Source organism: Streptomyces sp. NPDC014995, assembly GCF_043080745.1.
Lineage (GTDB): Bacteria > Actinomycetota > Actinomycetes > Streptomycetales > Streptomycetaceae > Streptomyces.
In genome coordinates, this window is sequence record NZ_JBIBVX010000036.1 from 1 (window position 1) to 19,797 (window position 19,797).

12 protein-coding genes are annotated in these 19,797 nt (G+C 73.2%); 7 read left to right on the forward strand and 5 right to left on the reverse strand.

Annotated elements, in window-relative coordinates; translation table 11 throughout:
- Window positions 1–347: 347 nt before the first annotated feature.
- The 3 genes from ACF1A1_RS38745 to ACF1A1_RS38755 all read left to right on the forward strand — a co-directional run bounded on the left by ACF1A1_RS38745 (window position 348) and on the right by ACF1A1_RS38755 (window position 4,389).
- Window positions 348–1,178, forward strand: a complete 831-nt coding sequence (locus ACF1A1_RS38745; RefSeq protein WP_392006838.1) for a shikimate dehydrogenase family protein — start codon at window positions 348–350, stop codon at window positions 1,176–1,178.
- A gap of 312 nt (window positions 1,179–1,490) precedes the next feature.
- On the forward strand, window positions 1,491–2,912 hold the full coding sequence (locus ACF1A1_RS38750; protein ID WP_392006840.1) for a class II 3-deoxy-7-phosphoheptulonate synthase: 1,422 nt from the start codon (window positions 1,491–1,493) through the stop codon (window positions 2,910–2,912).
- A gap of 22 nt (window positions 2,913–2,934) precedes the next feature.
- The gene (locus ACF1A1_RS38755) at window positions 2,935–4,389 is read left to right on the forward strand and encodes an MFS transporter (RefSeq protein WP_392006842.1); all 1,455 of its coding nucleotides are present in this window, start codon (window positions 2,935–2,937) and stop codon (window positions 4,387–4,389) included.
- A 143-nt stretch (window positions 4,390–4,532) separates the two neighbouring features.
- Here the strand turns inward: ACF1A1_RS38755 and ACF1A1_RS38760 are convergent, their stop codons facing one another.
- Both ACF1A1_RS38760 and ACF1A1_RS38765 read right to left on the reverse strand, forming a co-directional pair.
- On the reverse strand, window positions 4,533–6,050 hold the full coding sequence (locus ACF1A1_RS38760; RefSeq protein ID WP_392006844.1) for an FAD-binding oxidoreductase: 1,518 nt from the start codon (window positions 6,048–6,050) through the stop codon (window positions 4,533–4,535).
- 948 nt (window positions 6,051–6,998) lie between these two features.
- Window positions 6,999–7,793: a maleylpyruvate isomerase family mycothiol-dependent enzyme gene (locus tag ACF1A1_RS38765; RefSeq protein WP_392006846.1), complete on the reverse strand. Its 795-nt coding sequence runs from the start codon at window positions 7,791–7,793 to the stop codon at window positions 6,999–7,001.
- A gap of 159 nt (window positions 7,794–7,952) precedes the next feature.
- Between ACF1A1_RS38765 and ACF1A1_RS38770 the strand changes: the two genes are divergently transcribed.
- The 4 genes from ACF1A1_RS38770 (at window position 7,953) to ACF1A1_RS38785 (ending at window position 11,633) form a co-directional block, all read left to right on the forward strand.
- Window positions 7,953–9,110, forward strand: a complete 1,158-nt coding sequence (locus ACF1A1_RS38770; protein ID WP_392006849.1) for an acyltransferase family protein — start codon at window positions 7,953–7,955, stop codon at window positions 9,108–9,110.
- Window positions 9,110–9,979, forward strand: coding sequence for an SDR family oxidoreductase (locus tag ACF1A1_RS38775; RefSeq protein WP_392006851.1), 870 nt, complete (start codon window positions 9,110–9,112; stop codon window positions 9,977–9,979). The genes ACF1A1_RS38770 and ACF1A1_RS38775 overlap by 1 nt, the downstream gene beginning before the upstream one ends.
- Before the next feature lie 90 nt (window positions 9,980–10,069).
- Window positions 10,070–10,858, forward strand: a complete 789-nt coding sequence (locus ACF1A1_RS38780; RefSeq protein WP_392006853.1) for an arylamine N-acetyltransferase — start codon at window positions 10,070–10,072, stop codon at window positions 10,856–10,858.
- A 232-nt stretch (window positions 10,859–11,090) separates the two neighbouring features.
- The gene (locus tag ACF1A1_RS38785) at window positions 11,091–11,633 is read left to right on the forward strand and encodes a YceI family protein (protein WP_392006855.1); all 543 of its coding nucleotides are present in this window, start codon (window positions 11,091–11,093) and stop codon (window positions 11,631–11,633) included.
- A gap of 74 nt (window positions 11,634–11,707) precedes the next feature.
- Here ACF1A1_RS38785 and ACF1A1_RS38790 read toward each other — a convergent pair whose 3' ends face one another.
- The 3 genes from ACF1A1_RS38790 to ACF1A1_RS38800 form a co-directional block, all read right to left on the reverse strand.
- A complete protein-coding gene (locus ACF1A1_RS38790) occupies window positions 11,708–13,330 on the reverse strand; it encodes a bifunctional 3-(3-hydroxy-phenyl)propionate/3-hydroxycinnamic acid hydroxylase (RefSeq protein ID WP_392006857.1) in 1,623 nt (540 codons plus the stop codon).
- A gap of 370 nt (window positions 13,331–13,700) precedes the next feature.
- Window positions 13,701–16,784, reverse strand: a complete 3,084-nt coding sequence (locus ACF1A1_RS38795) for a type I polyketide synthase (protein ID WP_392006861.1) — start codon at window positions 16,782–16,784, stop codon at window positions 13,701–13,703.
- 94 nt (window positions 16,785–16,878) lie between these two features.
- Window positions 16,879–19,797 (reverse strand): type I polyketide synthase (locus tag ACF1A1_RS38800; RefSeq protein WP_392006859.1); only part of this gene is annotated, 2,919 nt, incomplete at its 5' end.

Sequence of the window (19,797 nt, forward strand, 5' to 3'; positions counted from 1 at the left end):
GTACACGCCCCGGGTGAAGGGATACGCGCCCGGCTCACCCAGCTTCTCCGCCGGGTCCCAGCCCTCCAGAGCGGCAGGCCCGTAGACCGGTTCGACCGGAAGTCCCGATTCGGATGGCCTCATCGCGTGCTCACGCCCCCTGCAGGTCGGTTGTTGGTACGTCCGTGTCGTCCGTGTCCCCGGAAGCTAGCCGGGGGCGGACGGCCGGACATCCCCCTGGAACCCCCCAGGATTTCCCCGCCGTCCGAGCCACCCGCCCCGTCGGCCCCACCCCCGCCCCCCACCCCGTGACCCCGGCCCGTCACCGGCCCGGGGTCCTGCCGAAGTGAAGGAAGAGACGAGGAGACATGGACATCGCCGGGCCCCGCCCCGACCTCCGCCAGCCCATGATCACGGGTGCCACCCGGCTGTACGCCGTGCTCGGCGACCCCGTCGCGCAGGTGCAGGCGCCCACGCTGCTCAACCCGCTCCTCGCGGCGCTGGGCCGGGACGCCGTGCTGGTGCCCGTGCACGCGCCCGTCGACCGGTTCGACGACGTGGTCCGCGGCCTCCAGGCCATCGCCAATCTGGACGGGCTGCTCGTGACGGTGCCGCACAAGGCCGCCGTCCGCCGGTTCGCCGACCGGACCGCCCCCGCGGTCGACCTCTCCGGCAGCGCCAACGCGTTGCGCCGTGAGGCGGACGGCCGCTGGCACGCGGACAACTTCGACGGCGCGGGCTTCGTCGCCGGACTCGAGGCCGCGGGCCATCGGGCGGCCGGGGCGCGGGTCACCCTCGTGGGCACGGGCGGAGCCGGCTGCGCCATCGCCCCGGCGCTGCTCATGGCGGGCGCGGAGCGGGTGGAACTGTGCGATCTGGACCCGGCACGCACCGCGGCGCTCGCCGCCCGGCTGGAGGCGCGCTGGCCGGGACGCACCGGCTGCGCGACCCGGCCGGTCACCGACGGCGCGGACATCGTCGTGAACGCGACCCCGCTCGGGCTGCGGCAGGACGACCCGCTGCCGTTCGACCCGGCGGCACTCGCGCCGGGCACGCTCGTCGCCGACATCATCATGAAACCCCGGGAGACCCGCCTGCTGCGGGCCGCGGCCGGACGGGGGCTCCCCGTGCACCACGGGGCACCGATGCTGGAGCAACAACTCCGCTTCTACCGGACGTACTTCGGGCTCAACGGCTAGGGCCCTTCTGATGGATCTCCGCGGCGTCGCGACGCCCGGCACGCACTCTCGCCGCACCGCGCGAAAGCCCAAGTAGCGCCGCTACGAGGACTTCCGCGCCGCACGCCGAGAGCACGCACCGGACGCCGCTCCTTCTCCCACGGAGATCCATCAGAAGGGCCCTAGGCCGGGTCCTTCGGACCGGCCCGGCTCGGAACTGCGGTGCCCCGTTCCCCGGCACGATCCGAAGGACACGGCCCGGGGCGGCCACCGATGACCGGCGATGGGCGGCAGATGGCCGGGCGGTGGACGGGCCGTACCTAGCGTGGCGGCATGCAGCCGACCATCACACCCCGTGCCTCCGTCCATCCCCCTCTCCACGAACCCGCCGAGCCGGCCGAACCCGCCGAGCCCGTCGAGGAGCCGGCCGCCCGGATCGCCCGGGCGCTGTCGCGGCCCGCCGCCCAGCAGCCGCGGTGGCCCGACCCGGTCGCCGCGCTGACCGCGGTGCACACGCTGGAGACGATGCCGCCCCTCGTCGTACCGCACGAGGTCGACCTCCTGCAGCAGCGCCTCGCCGAGGTGGCGCAGGGGCGGGCCTTCCTGTTGCAGGGCGGCGACTGCGCCGAGACCTTCGAGGGCAACACCGAGTCGCACATCAGGGCCAACCTGCGCACGCTGGTGCAGATGGCCGTCGTGCTGACGTACGCGGCGAGCATGCCGGTGGTCAAGGTGGGCCGGATCGCCGGGCAGTACGCCAAGCCCCGCTCCAACAGCACCGACTCGCTCGGCCTGCCCGTCTACCGCGGCGACATCGTCAACGGGTTCGACCCGGTGCCCGAGGCGCGCGTCGCCGACCCCTCCCGGATGCTCCAGGCGTACGCCCGTTCCGCCGCCGCACTCAACCTGACGCGGGCGTACGCCGGTTCGGGCTTCGCCGATCTGCGGCAGGTGCACGAGTGGAACCGTGACTTCCTGCGCACCTCGCCGGTCGGCGAGCGCTACGAGACGCTGGCCGCCGAGATCGACCGCGGACTCGACTTCATGACCGCCTGCCGGGTCGACCACCGCGCGCTGCACGCCACCGAGCTGTGGTCCAGCCACGAGGCGCTGCTGCTGGAGTACGAGCGGGGCCTGCTGCGGCACGTACCCGCGCCGGACGGCGGGTTCGGGCGGCTGTACGGGCTGTCCGGGCACTTCCTGTGGATCGGTGAGCGCACCCGGCAGCTGGACGGCGCGCACATCGCCCTCGCCGAGCTGCTCGCCAACCCGATCGGGTTGAAGATCGGCCCCTCCACCACGCCCGAGCAGGCCGTGGAGTACGTCGAGCGGCTCGACCCGCACGGCCGGCCGGGGCGGCTCACCCTCATCAGCCGGATGGGCAGCGGCCGGATCCGCGACGTGCTGCCGCCGATCGTGGAGAAGGTCGAGGCGACCGGGCACCGGGTCATCTGGCAGTGCGACCCGATGCACGGCAACACCCACGAGGCCGCGAGCGGCTACAAGACCCGGCACTTCGACCGGATCACCGACGAGGTGCGGGGCTTCTTCGAGGTGCACCGCGGTCTCGGCACCCACCCGGGCGGCCTGCACATCGAACTGACCGGCGACAACGTCACCGAGTGCGTGGGCGGCGCCCAGGCCATCGACGACTCCGGTCTCGCGGAGCGGTACGAGACGTACTGCGATCCGCGCCTGAACCCGCAGCAGTCCATGGAACTCGCCTTCCTGGTCGCCGAGATGCTGCGCGCCTGACACTCTCTGGAGGTATGCCCCCATGGGCGCAACCACGCCCCGCACATCCCGCCGGCTGCCCCTCGCGGTGCTCTGCGCCGCGCAGCTGATGATCATCCTCGACCAGAACATCGTGAACGTGGCGCTCCCCGCCATCCAGGCCGACCTCGGGTTCTCCGCGGCCGACCTGGTGTGGATCGTCAACGCGTACGTCGTTCCCTTCGGCGGCCTGCTGCTCCTGGCGGGCCGCCTCGGCGATCTGCTGGGCCGCAAGCGGGTGTTCGTCGCCGGGCTCGCCCTGTTCACCGCCGCGTCCCTGCTGTGCGGCCTGGCCCCCGGGCAGGGCACGCTGATCGCCGCCCGTTTCGTGCAGGGCGTCGGCGGGGCGATCGCCTCCGCCGGCATCCTCGGCATGATCGTCACGATGTTCCCCGAGCCGCGTGAACAGGCCCGGGCGATCGGCGCGTTCAGCTTCGCCTCGGCGGGCGGCGGCGCCATCGGCCCGCTGGTCGGCGGCGTCCTCACCGACATGGTGGACTGGAGCTGGATCTTCCTCATCAACATCCCGCTCGGCGCGGTCGTCGTCGCCGTCGCGCTGCGCACGCTGCGGCACGAGCCCGGCGCGGGGCTGCGCGGGCACGCCGACGTCGCCGGTGCCGTGCTCGTCACCGCCGGTCTGATGCTCGCCGTCTACACCATCGTCGGCGCGGAGACCGAGGGCTGGGTGGCCGCGTCCACCCTGGGCGGCGCGGCCGCGGCCCTGGCGCTGCTCGTGGCGTTCGTGGTGCGCGAGTCCCGTGCCGCCGGTCCGCTGCTGCCGCTGCGCGTCTTCGCGATCCGCTCCGTGGCGGCCGCCAACACCATCCAACTGCTGCTGATCGCCGCCATGTTCGGGTTCTTGTACTTCGGCACCCTGTATCTGCAGAAGGTCCTCGGCTACGACGCCCTGGCCACCGGCCTCGCCTTCCTGCCGGCCGCGCTGTCCATCGCGGTGGTCTCCCTCGGCCTCGCCGCGCGGCTGATCACCCGCTTCGGTGCCCGGCCGGTGCTGCTCGGCGGACTCGCGCTGCTGGCGGCCGGCTTCGCGCTGTTCGCGCGGATCCCGCTGGACGGCGCGTACGCCACCGCCTTCCTGCCGTCCGCGCTGCTGCTGGGACTCGGCTTCGGTGCCGTGATGCCCGCGCTGATGCTGCTCGGCGTCGCGGACGCCGGCCCCGAGGACTCCGGGGTCGCCTCCGGCCTGTTCAACACCACCCAGCAGATCGGCGGCGCGGTGGGCCTCGCCGTCCTCAACACGCTCGCCACGGCCCGTGCCGGTACGTCGACGGCGCCGTCCGCGCTGCTGGAGGGCTACCGGCTGGCCTTCGCCACCGCGGCCGGTTTCGTCGTCGCCGCGGCCCTGGTCGCCTGGGCGCTGCTGCGTCCCGGCCGGGACCGGTCCGGTGCCCGCGGCGGCACCGAGGACACGGGCACGCCGGTGGTCCACGCGGGCCTGTGAGCCGTGGGGTAACGGCGGCGTACGACGGTAGCGAGGGAAGGCGTACGACGGTAGCGGGAGGAGGCGTACGACAAGGCGGGGGCGGTGCCGGCCGGCACCGCCCCCGCGTTTCCCCCGGCGGGCGTCGGCCCGTCGGCCGACCGTCAGTCGACCTCGATGCTGCGGCCGTGGTGGAAGAAGTCGGTCGGGTCGTAGGCCTTCTTCACCATGACCAGGCGGGTGTAGTTGTCGCCGTAGTACTTGTGCTGCCAGCCGGGCAGCTTGGAGCTGCTGAAGTTCACGTACGCGCCGCTGGAGAGCGGGTCCATGACCGCGGTGGCGTTGTCCGTCCAGCTCTCGGCGAGCGCCTGGTCCGCCGCCGGGGGCGCCGCGGTCGGCAGCTGGTCGACGAAACCGGCCACGAACTTCGCGTCCCGGTGCCAGTACGCGGTGTCGGTGCGGCTTACCTTGTTCGCGGCGCCACCGAGCGCCATGCAGTGCAGGTAGCGGGTGTGGCCGGCGGCGCGCCGGGAGTCCCAGGCGCCCAGCACGTTCGCGATCGCCGAGGCGCTCAGCCGGGTGTTGAACAGGCGGTAGGTCTCCCGCTGCCAGCCGATGCGCGGCAGGGTGGCGTCCGGGTTGGTGCCGACCCGCTGGCACTGCTGCACGGTGATCGTGTCGCAGTGGTAGACGCGCTTCATCGTGTCCGCGTACGACGCCTCGGCGGCGAGCGACGACTGCGGTGCGGTTCTAGCCAGGGCGGTGAGCTGGTTGAGCGCGGTGTCCAGTTCGCTCTTCGGGCCCAGGTAGCCGCCCGTGATCAGGACCATCGGCTTCTGGCCGGCGGCGGCGTCGGGAAGGATCAGGATGAACTGCGAACCGAGGTTGTCCGAGCCGGCGTTGATCCAGTCCTGCCAGGCGCCGAACAGGTCGGTGACGCGGTCGTAGTCCCACCAGGTCTCGTAGTAGACCATCGTGGGGGCGTTGACCGGGCGGATCTCGAACTCGACGACGACACCGAAGTTGCCGCCCCCGCCGCCGCGCAGCGCCCAGAACAGGTCGGCGTTCTGGGTGGCCGAGGCACGCACCAGGGACCCGTCGGCGAGGACCACGCTCGCGGCGCTCACCCGGTCGCTGCCCAGGCCGAACTTGCGCGTCTGGTAGCCGTATCCGCCGCCGGAGACGAAACCGCCGGGGCAGACGGTCGGGCAGGTGCCGGTGATGATCTGCTTGCCCTGCGGGGCGAGCGCGGTGACCGCGTTGACGGACTGCGCGCCCGGGCCGACCTTCACGACGGTGCCGCTGACGGTGGCCTGGTTCAGGCGGGAGACGTCGATGACGAGGCCGGGGCCGGTGGACCAGCCGCCGTAGCTGTGGCCGCCCGAACGCATCCGGACCTGGATGCCCTCCTGGCGGGCGAAGCGCACGGCGGCCTGGACGTCCGCCGGGGTCCGGCAGTAGGCGACGGCCTCCGGGGCCGCCGCGTCCCACTGCATCATCTGGAGCTGACGGGCCTGGTCGTAGCCGCTGTCGCCGGCCAGCACCAGGTCGCCCTGGAGGCTCGCGGCGAGCGTCGCGTAACCGCTCTCCGCACTGTAGGACAGGGGCGGAACCACTCCGGCCACGGCACCCGCGAGTGCCACACCCCCGCCGGCGCGTATGAAGTTCCTTCTGTTGAGCATTGTTTCCCTCCCCGTGCCCGGAATTTCCGGGACATCTTTCGTGGATCGCTGGGAAACCTATGCGGCGAGATTGGCGCGAAAGAACCCCTAACACCCCCGTAGCGGGACTCGGGAAGTGGCCGAAAAGCGTGGAATTACTCCCGCCGGGGAAGTGGAATTACGCCCGCCGTGCGAGAGGCGGCGCGAACACGACCGGGACGGAAAGGCCGGGGCCGGCGGGGCAAGGGGCGCGGCGGGTGGCGGGACAAGTGACAGGGGGTGCGGGACAAGCGCCGGGCGTGGGGGACAAGTGGCGGACACGCCGGGAAAGGGGGGCGGCTGCTCGGGGAAGGGGCGGCTGCTCGGGAAAGGGGGGCGGCTGCTCGCCCGGGGAGGCGGTGGGGCCCACGGGGGCGCCGACGCCGATGAGCGTGTCACTGGCCGGTGGGGTGAAGGACGTGGGTGCTTGCCCGGGACGGGGACGGGCGTCAACTGGACCGGGGGACCGGCATGTGCCTGCCTGGATGGACGGCCAGGGAGCGGCACCTGCCTGGCCGAAGGGAGGGCCACGGGACCGGCAGCTTCCTGGCCGAAGGGAGGGCCACGGGACCGGCAGCTTCCTGGCCGGAGGGAAAGCGGCTGTATGCCCGAGCAGGTGCTCGTCGTATGCCAGGCCTGGGTCGGCGCCTGCCCGGGGAGGGAGCCCATGCCGGGGAAGGGGGGCCGCATGCCGGGGAAGGGGGGGGCGACGCCTTGCCCCGGAAGGGCGTCGCCGCATGCCGGGGCAGAGGGTCGGCGCACGGATGGTGAGAAGGTCGGCCCCCGTTCCCCCTCGTAGGGGGAGTGGCCCCCCGTAAAGCCCGTGGAGGCAAGCCCGTGGAGGCAGTGGCCCCGTAAAGGGCCCCGGAAAAAGTCGAATGGCGCCCGCCGGGGGATTCGCGGGCGCCATTCGGGTCAGGGGGCGGGGGGTCAGCCGAAGCTGGCTCGCTCCAGCCATTCGTCCAGGAGCTTGGCGTCGCCGAGGACCTCCACGCGGCCGCTGTCGGCCGGCTGGCGGCGGTAGAAGACCTGGAGGACGTCGGTGAGAGGGCCGCGCAGGGTGGTGGTGGCGGACTCGTCGACGCCGCGGCGCCAGGTGAAGCCGTCGCGGCCCAGCTCGATCAGCCAGTCGGCGCCGATCTCGGGCGCGCTGTCCGTGGCGCGCAGCGCGATGGTGCCGGGCCCGCGCAGCTCGGCCAGGCGCGGGGCCGCGTTGGCGCCCCAGGGGCTGGCGAGCACGAACAGCCACTCGTCGATGGCGTCGGCCGCGATCTCGGGGGCGACGGAGTAGTCGGTGCCCAGGGCGATCGCCGCGTCCGCGTGGTGCACCACCGCCTCGTGCGTCATCCGGCGGGCCCAGAAGGAGGCGTTCTCGACCGGCATCCCGGTCCACACCTTCGTGTCGGCGCCGGCCTGGCCCAGGTCCTCGGCCAGTCGTGCCGCGCTGTCCCGCAGCCAGGCCGCGACGCTCCCGGCGTCGCGGCCGGCCGGAGTCATGTCGGGCACGGTCGCGTGCGGGACGAAACCGGTGGCCCGGGTACGGACGGTGGCGGCGGCCCAGCGGTGGGTCTGTCCGATGTGCACCGCGAGACCGGCGATGTCCCAGGCGGGGCAGGTGGGGACGCGCACCGACAGGTCGGCCCCCTCGACCAGCTCGGCGATCCGGTTGGTCTCAGCCGTGATTTCCGAGCAGTAACGAGCGTAATCCAGTGGGTAATTGACCATGCCGAAATGTTATCCAGCGGCCGGTCCCGCCCAGGTCCGCCCGGGGGTTTCCGGAGAAAAGACAGGGGGGTTTTAGGGGGGTGGGGAGGAGCTCGGGTGGCCGGAATTCGTCGATAAAGTCCAGCCGCACAAGCCGTCTTGCCGTCCAGGAAGGTCGTCATGTCTCAGACCGAGACCGGCACCACCGAACCCATATCCCCCGTCAAGTCCGCGTCACGGCTTCCGTCGTTGACCGGCATGCGGTGGATCGCGGTGTCGATGGTGTTCGTCTACCACGCCACGTGGGGCATCTACCCGCCCTCGGCGTTCCCCGAATCCCTCACCTTCGTCACGGCGAACGCCGGCTGGGTGGGGGTGTCGTTCTTCTTCGTCCTCAGCGGCTTCGTCCTCGCCTGGTCGGCACGCGCCGACGACACCGCACCGAGGTTCTGGCGTCGCCGGTTCTTCAAGGTCTACCCGAACCACTTCGTCACGTTCCTGCTCGCGGCGCTGCTCATGGCGTGGGCGGGCACCGAGATCCGGCACGTGCTGCCCAACCTGCTCCTCGTGCAGTCCTGGTCCTGGGACACGAACGTCTCCCTCAGCGTCAACGGCGTGAGCTGGTCGCTGTCCTGCGAGGCGTTTTTCTACGCCCTGTTCCCGCTGTGGCACGGGCTGATCCGCCGGATCCGCCCCGAGCACCTGTGGTACTGGGCGTCCGGTGCGCTGGCCGCCGTCCTTCTCGTGCCGTTCGTGACGCTGCTGCTGCCCGACCAGCCGCAGCTGGCCTGGGAGCCGACGCCCGCCTACGACTTCTGGTTCGTCTACCTCTTCCCGGTCACCCGCACGCTGGAGTTCGTCCTCGGCATCCTGCTCGCCCGGATCGTGCTCACCGGCAAGTGGATCGACGTGCGCCCCGGCGCCGCCGCCCTCGCCTTCGTCGCCGGCTACGCCGTCTCGCTGTACGTGCCCGACCTGTGGGGCTACGCCGCCGCCACCGTGATCCCGCTCGCCCTGCTGATCCCGGCGTTCGCGCTGCGCGACGTGCGCGGGGAGCCGTCCCTCACCGCCAGCCGAGCCATGGTGTGGCTCGGCGACATCTCGTTCGCCTTCTACCTGCTGCACCGCATGATCCACGCCCACCTCGTGTACCTGGTCGGCACCGACCACGTCTGGGGGCTGTGGGACGCCACCGGCCTCGCCGTCGTGGCCTTCGGGCTGTCGGCGCTGCTCGCCTGGGCGCTGTTCCGGTGCGTGGAGTCGCCCGTGCAGCGCAGGTTCGGCAGGCCACGCAAACCGAGGAAGAGCACACACGAGCCCGCGGAGGTGGCGGTCTGATGGCGGTCGTACTCGTCACCGGTTGCAGCAGTGGATTCGGCCTGGAGATCGCTCTGGCCTTCGCCCGCGAGGGCGACACCGTGTACGCCTCGATGCGCAACCCCGCCAAGGCGGGCCGGCTGCACGAGCGGGCCGCCGCCGAGGACCTCGGCGTCGAGGTGCTCGCCCTGGACGTCACCGACGAGACGTCCGTGCGGGAGGCCGTCGCACAGGTCGAGCAGCGGCACGGAGCCGTCGACGTCCTCGTCAACAACGCCGGCATCACCTACGCCGGGGCGGTCGAGCTCACCCCGGAGGACCACGCCCGCCAGGTCTTCGAGACCAACTTCTGGGGCGCGCTGCGCACCACGCGGGCGGCCCTGCCCGCGATGCGCGCGGCCGGCCGCGGCACGATCGTCAACATCAGCTCCCTGGCGGGCCGCATCTGGTCCGTGCCGTACGGCGGTTTCTACGCGGCCAGCAAGTTCGCCCTCGGCTCGCTCAGCGAGGCGCTGGCGGCCGAGGTCGCCCCGTACGGCATCCGGGTCGTCTGCCTGGAGCCGGGCAACTTCGCCACCGACGTACGGGCCAACGCCTACGTCCGCGAGACCACCGACGGCGACCCCTACGCCGCCGACGAGGCGTGGATGCAGGAGTTCCTGAGCCGGGCGAGCGGCGAGAGCGCGGGGGACCCCGCCGAACTGGCCCGCGCCGCGGTCGCCGCCGCCCGCGACGAGAGCACCGAACTGCACACCCTCGTCGGTGAGGAGGCCCACATGATGACCAGCATGATCGCCGCCTCCGGCACCTTCGAGAAATGGCTCCCGGGATTCATCGCCTTCGCCGAATCCGTGGCCGGGCCCCGCCCCGCGGGCCCGGAACACAGCTGACGCGAAAGGGGGGTGTGAGGGGGGTGGTGAAGGGACGCCGCCCCCCTTCCGCCGCGCAAGACTGAACGCACCGACGAGGAGGACCACTCGATGTTCGATGTCGCCGCTTATGTGAGCCATCTGGGATACGGGGGTTCGCTGGAACCCACCCTGGAAACCCTTCGCGAACTGCACCGCCGACACCTGGAGTCGGTGCCGTTCGACAATTCCCTGCACGCCCACAAGGGGCTCGCCGTGTGGGACGAGGTGGAGACCGACCCCGACGTGCTGTTCGAGCAGCTGATCACCGGCCGGCGCGGCGGCGTCTGCCACGAGCTGAGCGGTCTGTTCCGCACCCTGCTCCAGCGTCTCGGCTACGAGGTGCTGATCCTGTCCGCGGGCATCCGCGGCGCCGACAACCAGTACGGTCCCGACCTGGAGCACATGCTCAACGCGGTCCGGATCGACGGCGAACTGTACCTGGTGGACGTCGGGTTCGTCGGCCCGTCCTTCATCGAGCCGCTGCACGTCGGCGAGGAGGAGCAGGAGCAGAACGGCTTCCGCTTCAAGGTCGTGGACGACGGCGAGCACAAGGTCGTGCTGCGCCAGGGCGTCGCGGGCGGCTGGCAGGGCGTCTACCGGTTCCGCGAGCAGGAGCGGCGGCTGGCCGACTGGAAGGGCTTCTCCAGCACGGTCGAGAAGGACATGGAGTGGTTCTGGGAGGGCGAACAGCTCACCGCCGGCACGAAGATCCAGGGACGCACCGATGAGAACGGCCAGCTGATCCTGATCGGCCGCCGGTACGTCGAGTCGAAGGACGGTGCGGAGAAGGTCCGCGCGATCATCGACAAGAACGAGTACGAGACCCTCGTGCGCCACATTCTGCGCCAGGCCGCCTGAAAACCACGAGAACCCTCCGCGGGCCGTTCGGCAACCCTCCGAGGGGCATCCGATACGCCTTTCGAGGACCCGTCGGGAATCGTCCGAGAACCCTCCGGTCGGTTCCCGGTAATCCCCGGTAATCCCCAGTAACCCCCGTAATCCCCAGCATTCCTCGGAAGTTTCCGGTGATCCCCGGCAATTCCCCTGGAACCCCGAGCAATTCCGCCCAGACACACGAGGAGAACCCATCATGACCACCGCCCTTCAGATCCCGGGTTACGTCGCCGGCGCCTGGAACGTGGACGGCGTCCACTCCGACGTCTCGTTCGAGGTCCGGCACCTGGGCATCGCCAAGGTCCGCGGCCGCTTCGACACCTTCGAGGCGCGGATCGTCACGGCCGAGAACCCCCTCGACTCCTCGGTGACCGCCACCATCCAGGCCAAGTCGGTCAACACCAAGAACCAGATGCGCGACGAGCACATCCACGGCGACGACTTCCTGAAGGTGGACGAGTTCCCCACCCTCACCTTCGTCTCCACCGGCATCCGCCCCGACGGTGAGGCGTTCCTCGTCGACGGCGACCTGACGATCCGCGGCATCACCAAGCCGGCCACCCTCCGCCTGGAGATCAACGGCTTCGGCACCGGCTTCGAGGGCCACCCGGCCGCCGGTTTCTCCGCGGTCGCCGAGATCAACCGCTCCGACTTCGGCGTCACCGCCGGCCCGGCCGGCGCGGTCGTCGGCGAGACGATCAAGCTGACCTTCGAGATCGAGGCCAACCTCGAGGTCTGAGCGCACGGCCCCCCACCGGAAGGGGCCGCCCGGCTGATGCCGGGCGGCCCCTTCCCGCTGTCCGCGCGCCGCGCTCAGCCGGCCGGCGTCAGCGCCCCCAGGCTCTCGCGCAACTGCCCGAGGACGGCGGCCAGCTGGTCCCGGTCGGCGGCGGCGCCGTACACGTAGAAGTCCGGCCGCACCAGCAGCGAACGCGTCCGGCACTCGCCCAGGTACCGCAGGTACACCCCGTCGGTGTCGGCGACCTGCCCCGGCCCCGGCGCCGGGCCGTCGGCCGGCACCACCTGGACGATCCGCGCCCGCAGCCCCTCCAGGAAGGCGCGGTCCGCGTCGTCCAGCAGCGTCGCCGGGTCGTCCGCGGTCAGCAGTACGAACCCCAGCCCCACGACCTCGTCGAAGAGACCGGTACGGCCCACCCGGCCCACCCGGCCCTGCGGCGTGAGGTCGCCCACCGGGTGACGCGGCGCCCGGCCCGCCGCCCGCCGGTACAGCAGACCGTCCTTGAGGGGCTGCACCGCGCCCTGCGGCCGGCCGCCGCCCACGCCGCGCTCCCGGGCCGCGAGCATCGACGCGTCCCGCTCGGCCGCGGCCGCCGGGTCGTCCTGGCAGATGACCCGGCCGAGGTTCACGGACATGGTGATGGCGTGCTGGACGTGCCGGCGGCGCTCGACGGTGTAGCTGTCCAGGAGGGTGTCGGAGGCCTGCCCGCCGAGCACCAGGTCCAGTTTCCAGGCGAGGTTGGCGGCGTCCCGGAACCCCGAGCACATGCCCTGCGCCGCGAACGGCGGCATCAGGTGCGCCGAGTCCCCGGCGAGCAGCAGCCGGCCCGAGCGCCATTCGTCGGCGTACCGCGCGTTGAAGGTGTACATCGCGTGCCGCTCCAGGACGGCGTCGTCCGGGGTGACGCCCTGCTCGGCCAGCAACTCCCAGGCCCGCTCGACCGTGTCGAGCTCGTCGGCGCTCTCCCCGGCCACCCGCATGAACTCCCAGCGGCGGTGCCCGGGGCCCGCCGACACATGGGTGCGCGGCCGGGCCGGGTCGCACACCTGGAGGTTGTTCGGCTCGTAGGTCCGGGCCGTGAGGGGGGCGACGTCGCAGATCAGCCAGTCGTGCGAGAAGCCCAGATCGGTCTGGCCGGTGCCCATCCGGGCGCGTACGAAGCTGTTGGCGCCGTCGCAGCCCACCACCCAGCGGGCGGTCAGGACGCGCCGCCCGGCCCCGATGTCGTCGCCGGTGGGACGCACGGTCAGCTCGGCCCCGTCGTCGGTGACCGTGAGGCCGACGGCCTCGTGGCCGCGCAGCACCGTCAGGGAGGGCAGCCGCGCGCCGCGCTCCGCGAGGGCCGCCTCCAGGCCGGGCTGGTACATGGCCGTCGAGTCGGGCCAGCCGCACCGGCCGGTCTGCGAGGCCTCGATGCGCAGCAGGCTGCGCCCCTCGGCGTTGAGCCACTCGTACGTGCCCGACGGTTCCGAGAACGAGGGGATGCGTTCGCCGAGGCCGGCCGCCGCCAGGATGCGCGCCGACTCGCTGTCGAAGTTCACGGCGCGCGGCATGCCGTACGGCTGCGGCCAGCGTTCCACGACGACGACCCGGTGGCCGTGCTGGGCCAGCAGGATGGACAGGGTCTGGCCGACGGGGCCGTAGCCCACGACGAGGACGTCGCTGTCGGCGGGAGGTTCCGGGGTGGTGGTGTGCATGACGGTCGTGCGCTCCCTGTGTCTGGGCCGGTCGGCGGAAGGCCGAGGACCGGGAAGGATCGGAAAGGCGCCGGGGCGGGCGGCCCCCCGCGGGGCCCCCCCCCCCCCCCCGGGAGCCCCGGCGTGGGCCCCCCCCAACACGGCCGCCGCGCGGGGGAAAAGCCGACACCCGGGGGGGCCCCCCCCCCCCCCCCGCCACCTAAANNNNGTGCGGGGGGGGGGGGGGGGGGGGGCGGGGGGGGGGGGGGGGGGGGGGGGGGGGGGGCGGGCGGGGGGCGGGGGGGGGGGGGGGGGGCCCCCGGGGGGCCCCCCCGCCCCGGCGCGGGAAGAACGGGCTTCGGCGCGCCGAAGCAGGGCGTCGGCGAGGGAATCAGGCGTCGACGGGGGTGTCCGCCGGCAGCAGCGGCTCCAGGTACTCGGCGACCATGCCCGGCGTCGGCTGGTCGAAGAGCAGCATCACCGGCAGCTGGAGACCGGTGGCCTCGGAGAGCCGGTTGCGCAGCTCCACGGCCGTCAGCGAGGTGAACCCGACGTCGAAGAAACCGCTGTTCTCCTCGATCTCCTCCAGGTCGTCGTGGCCGAGCACCGCCGCGGCCGTCTCCCGCACCAGGTCGGCGAGCAGGTCGTAGCGCTCGTCGGGGCCGAGCCCGGCCAGCCGCGTCGCGAGCGCCTCGCCGGGCTCCTGCGCCTCCTCCTCGGTGAGCCGCTGCGCGGCGGCCTCTCCGTTGCCGATCACGATGTCTGCCTCCAGCCAGTAACGACGGTGTTGGAACGCGTACGTGGGCAGGTCGACCCGGCGGGCGCCCGTCCCCGCGAGGACCCGGCCGAGGTCCGCCGGGAGCCCCCGCACGTACAGCCCGGCGAGGGAGGTGAGGAAGGTGGCCAGGCCGCCCTCGCCGCGGCGCAGCGACCCGGTGACGACGGCGCCGCCCGGCATCCCGTCCAGGGCCTGCTGCAACGCCGGCACGAGCACGCCGTGCGGGCTGCACTCGACCCACGCCCGGTACCCCTGCTCGCGCAGCGTGGCCGCCGCGTCGGCGAAGCGCACCGTGCGGCGCAGGTTCTCGTACCAGTACTTGGCGTCGGTGTCGCCCGTGCCCAGCCACGTGCCGGTGACGGTCGACAGCATCGGCACCTCTGGCCGGCGCGGCTCCACCGGCCCCAGCAGGTCGAGGAGTTCGGCCCGCAGGTCCTCGACGTGCGGCGAGTGCGAGGCGTAGTCCACCGGGATACGGCGCACCCGCACGCCCTCGTCGCCCAGCAGCCGGCTGAACGCGTCGAGCGCCTCGCCCCCGCCCGCGATCACGGTGAAACCGGGGCCGTTGACCGCGGCCACCGACAGGTCCCCGCCGAACTCCTCCAGACGCCGCTCGGTCTCGTCGGCCGGCAGGAACACGGTGGCCATGCCGCCCCGGCCGGTGATCGCCTCGATGGCCTTGCTGCGCAGCGCCACCACGCGGGCCGCGTCCCGGAGCGAGAGCGCCCCGCTCACCGCGGCCGCCGCGATCTCGCCCTGCGAGTGCCCGATCACCGCGTCCGGCTCGACGCCGTGGGCGCGCCACAGCGCGGCCAGGGCGACCATCATCGCGAACGAGGCGGGCTGCACGACGTCCACCCGCTCCAGGGAGGCGGCGCCCTCCGCCTGCCGCAGCACGTCGGTGAGCGACCAGTCGACGAACGGGGCGAGAGCCGTCTCGATCTCGGCGATCTTCTCCGCGAACACCGGTGACTCGTCGAGGAGCTGTCCGCCCATGCCGACCCACTGCGAGCCCTGCCCGGGGAAGACGAACACGGTCTTCCCGTCCATGTCCGCGGTGCCCCGCACCACCGGCGCGGAGGACTCGTCCGCGGCCAGGGCCGACAGCGCCTCCAGCGCGGTGGCGCGGTCGGCCGCGACCACCACGGCCCGCCGCTCGTGCGCCTCCCGCGTGGTCAGCAACGAGTGGGCGACGTCGGGGAGCGCGAGCTCCGGACGGGCGACCAGCCGGTCGTGCAGCCGGGCCGCCTGCCCGCGCAACGCCGCCGCGGAGCGGGCCGAGAGGGCCAGCGGGACGGCCGCGGGCGGGGTGCGCTCGGTGGCCGGTTCGGGGGTCTCGTCGTCGGGGGCCTGTTCGATGATGACGTGGCTGTTGGTGCCGCTCACGCCGAAGGAGGAGACGGCCGCCCGGCGGGGGCGCTCGGTGTCGGGCCAGGGGCGGTTGTCGGTGAGCAGCTCGACGGCGCCCGCCGACCAGTCGACGTGCGGGGTGGGCTCGTCGACGTGGAGGGTCTTGGGCAGCACGCCGTGGCGTATCGCCTCGACCATTTTGATGACGCCGGCGACTCCGGCGGCGGACTGGGCGTGGCCGATGTTGGATTTCAGGGATCCCAGCCAGAGGGGCTGGTTGTCGGGTCGGTGTTGTCCGTAGGTGGCGAGGAGGGCCTGGGCTTCGATGGGGTCGCCGAGCCGGGTGCCGGTGCCGTGGGCTTCGACGGCGTCGATGTCGGTGGGGGTGAGGCCGGCGTTGGCGAGGGCCTGGCGGATGACGCGTTGCTGTGAGGGGCCGTTGGGGGCGGTGAGGCCGTTGGAGGCGCCGTCCTGGTTGACGGCGGTGCCGCGGACGACGGCGAGGACGGGGTGTCCGTTGCGCCGCGCGTCGGACAGCCGCTCCAGGAGAAGGAGCCCGGCGCCCTCGGACCAGCCCGTGCCGTCCGCACCGGCCGCGAACGCCTTGCACCGCCCGTCGCCCGCCAGCCCCCGCTGCCGGGAGAACTCCACGAACACCCCGGGTGTCGCCATGACCGCGACACCGCCAGCGAGCGCCATCGAGCACTCCCCGCCGCGCAGCGACTGCACGGCCAGGTGGATCGCCACCAGCGACGACGAGCAGGCCGTGTCCAGGGTCAGCGACGGCCCCTCCAACCCGAAGGTGTACGAGATCCGCCCGGAGGCCACACTGCCCGAGTTGCCGATCCCCAGCAGCCCCTCCACGTCCTTCGGCACCTGCTGGAGGCGCCCCGCGTAGTCGTGGTACATCACCCCGGCGTACACGCCGACGCTGCTGCCGCTCAGCGTGCTCGGCGCGATCCCGGCCCGCTCGAAGGTCTCCCAGGCGGTCTCCAGCAGGATCCGCTGCTGCGGGTCCGTCGCCAGCGCCTCACGGGGCGAGATCCCGAAGAACCCGGCGTCGAACTCGCCGGCGTCGTGCAGGAACCCGCCTTCACGGACGTACGACTTCCCGGACTGCTCGGGGTCGGCGTCGTACAGCTCGTCGGTGTTCCAGCCCCGGTCGGCCGGGAACTCCGTGATGGCGTCGGTGCCGTCGGCGACCAGCCGCCACAGCTCCTCCGGCGTGCTCACCCCGCCGGGCAGCCGGCAGGCCATCCCGACGATCGCGATCGGTTCCCGGGCCGCGGCCGCGGTCCGCTCCTGTTCCCGCCTGAGCCGTTCGTTCTCGATCAGGGAGGTCCGCAACGCCTCGACGAGCTTGGCGGACTGGTCCTCGGATACGGTCATCGCTTCCTCCGTGTGAGTGGCCTCGTGTCCTGGTGTCCGGGGCGGGGCCCGGTCACGTGGACTCGCCGCCGAGTGCGAGTTCGAGCAGACTGTCGACGCTCATCGCGCCGATGAGTTCCGTGGTGTCGGCGCTGTCCTGCGGGGCGGGCGTCGTGTCCCGCGCCGCGTCCAGATGCGGCAACACCCGGTCGAGCACGCCGAGTTCGCCCAGCCGGTCCAGTGGCGCGGTGGCGAGGAAACGGCGCAGTGCGGCCTCGTCGACCTGTCCCGCACCGGCCTCGGCGGCGGACGCCGGCACGAGCTCGTCCAGCAGCAGCGCGGCCAGGGCCTGCGGGGTGGGGTGGTCGAAGACGAGGGTGGCCGGGAGCTTGATCCCGGTCGCCGCGGTGAGCCGGTTGCGCAGCTCCACGGCGGCCAGCGAGTCGAAGCCGACCTCCTTGAACGCCTGGTGGGGCTTGATCGCGTCGGCGCCGGAGTGCCCCAGCGCCGCCGCCGCCTCGGTCCGCACCAGCGTGAGCACCTCGCGCTGCCGTTCGGCCGGCGCGAGCGCGGCGAGCCGTTCGGCCAGACCGTCGGCGCCCGCCGTGGTGGTGCCGGCCTGCTTGCGGGTGGGTTTGACGAGGTGGTGCAGGAGGGTGGGGACGGGGGTGTGGTGGGCGTAGGCGGCGAGGTCGAGTTTGGCGGGGACGAGGGTGGGGGTGGGGTCGGTGAGGGTGGTGTCGAGGAGGGCGAGGCCTTCTTCGGGGGTGAGGGCGCGCATGCCGGTGCGGCGGGTGGTGGTGATGGTGGCGCCCATGCCGTCGGCGGTCTGGTCCCACAGTCCCCAGGCGAGGGAGGTGGCGGGCAGGCCCTGCTGGTGGCGGAGGTGGGCGAGGTGGTCGAGGAAGGCGTTGGCGGCGGCGTAGTTGGCCTGGCCGGGGTTGCCGAGGGTGCCGGAGACGGAGGAGAACAGCACGAACGCGTCGAGGTCGGTGGTGAGTTCGTGCAGGTGCCAGGCACCGTCGGCCTTCGGGGCGTAGACGGTGTCGAGCCGCTCGGGGGTGAGGGAGGCGAGGGTGCCGTCGTCGAGGACGCCGGCGGTGTGGAAGACGGCGCGGACGGGGTGCTGGTCGAGGAGCCGTCGTACGGCGTCGCGGTCGGCCATGTCGCAGGCGGCGATGGTGACCTCGTCGGCGCCCAGTTCCTTCAGCTGGGCGGCGAGTTCCTCGGCGCCCTCGGCGGCGGGGCCGCGTCGGCTGGTCAGCAGCAGGGAGGTGACGCCGTGGGTGGTGACCAGGTGGCGGGCGAGGAGGGCGCCCAGGGAGCCGGTGCCGCCGGTGATCAGCACGGTGCCCCGCAGGACCGGCGGCTCACCGGTCGCCGGCGGGCTGTGCCGGACCAGCCGGGGCACGGTCAACGCGCCGTCCGTCAGCCGGACGTGCGGCTCCCCGGTGGCGACCGCGGCGGCCAGGGCCTCCTCGGAGGCCGTGGTGCCGTCCAGCTCGGCCAGGACCACACGGCCCGGATACTCCAGGTGGGCGGTGCGCAGCAGACCACGCACGGCCGCGGTGGCCGGGCTGTCGGAGCGGACGGTGACCACCAGCGGGCCCGCCGCCGGATCGGCGTCCTCCACGAACGCCTGCACGGCACCGAGCACCCGCCCGGTCAGCGTGCGGATCCGCTCCAAAACCGTGCCCTCCGGCTCGGCCGTGGCGTCGAGCTCGCTCCACCCGGCCGCCCCGGCGGCCGGAGCGAGCGGGGCCGGCGTCCACTCCACGCGGAACAGGGCATCCCGTACGGCATCCTGCTCCAGCTGGTCCGCGGTCGCCGGACGGGTCACCAGCGAACCGACCGAGGCGAGCGGGGCGCCCGTCGGGTCGGCCAGTTCCAGCGCGACCCCGGATCCGGACGGCACCGCGCGCACCCGCAGGGCGCTCGCACCGGCGGCGTGCAGCGTCACACCGTTCCAGGCGAACGGCAGCCGCACCCCGTCCTCGCCGTCACCGTCGGGGAGCGCGCAGAACGTGCTGGCCTGGAGGGCCGCGTCGAGCAGCGCGGGGTGCAGCCCGTACCGCTCGGCGGCGGCACGCTCCCGCTCGTCCAGGGCGACCTCGGCGAACACCTCCTCGCCCCGCGTCCACACCTTCCGCAACCCCTGGAACAGCGGGCCGTAGCCGAGGCCGGTCGCCGCGAGCCGCTCGTAGAAGCCGTCCAGGCCGACCGGTTCGGCGCCGGCCGGCGGCCACTGCGAGGAGAGGGCGTCGGGCCGCGCGGCGGTCTCGCTCAGGAAACCGGACGCGTGCCGCACCCACGGGTCCTCGGCGGCGGCCGACTCGGGCCGCGAGTGGATCGTCAGGGGGCGACGGCCCGCCGCGTCCGGGCCCGCCACCCCGATGCGCAACTGCACCGCGCCCTGCTCGGGCAGCACGAGCGGCGTCTCCACGACCAGTTCGTCCAGGGTGCCACTGCCGGTCTCGTCCCCCGCGCGCACCGCCATCTCCACCAGCGCCGCACCCGGCACCACGGTCACCCCGGAGACGGTGTGGTCGGCGAGCCACGGATGCGTCGCCAGGGACAGCCGGCTGGTGCACCACAGCCCCGCCGACTCCGGCAGCCCGAGCACCGCGCCCAGCAGCGGGTGGCCGGCCCCGGCCAGCCCCGCGGCCGACACGTCACCGGGACCGCCGTTGCCCGCCAGCCAGTAGTGCTCGCGCTGGAAGGCGTACGTCGGCAGCTCCACCCGGCGGGCGCCCGACCCGGCGTAGTAGGCGGCCCAGTCCACGGCACGGCCCACCGCGTACAGCTGGGCCACCGCCTCCACCAGCACCTGCGCCTCGGGGCGGCCCCGCCGCAGCGCGGGCACCACCACGGCGGTGTCCTCGTCGAGGGTCTCGCCCGCCATGGGGGTGAGGGCGGCGTCGGGGCCGAGTTCGAGGTAGGTGGTGGTGCCGTGGGTGGTGAGGGTGTGGATGCCGTCGGCGAAGCGGACGGC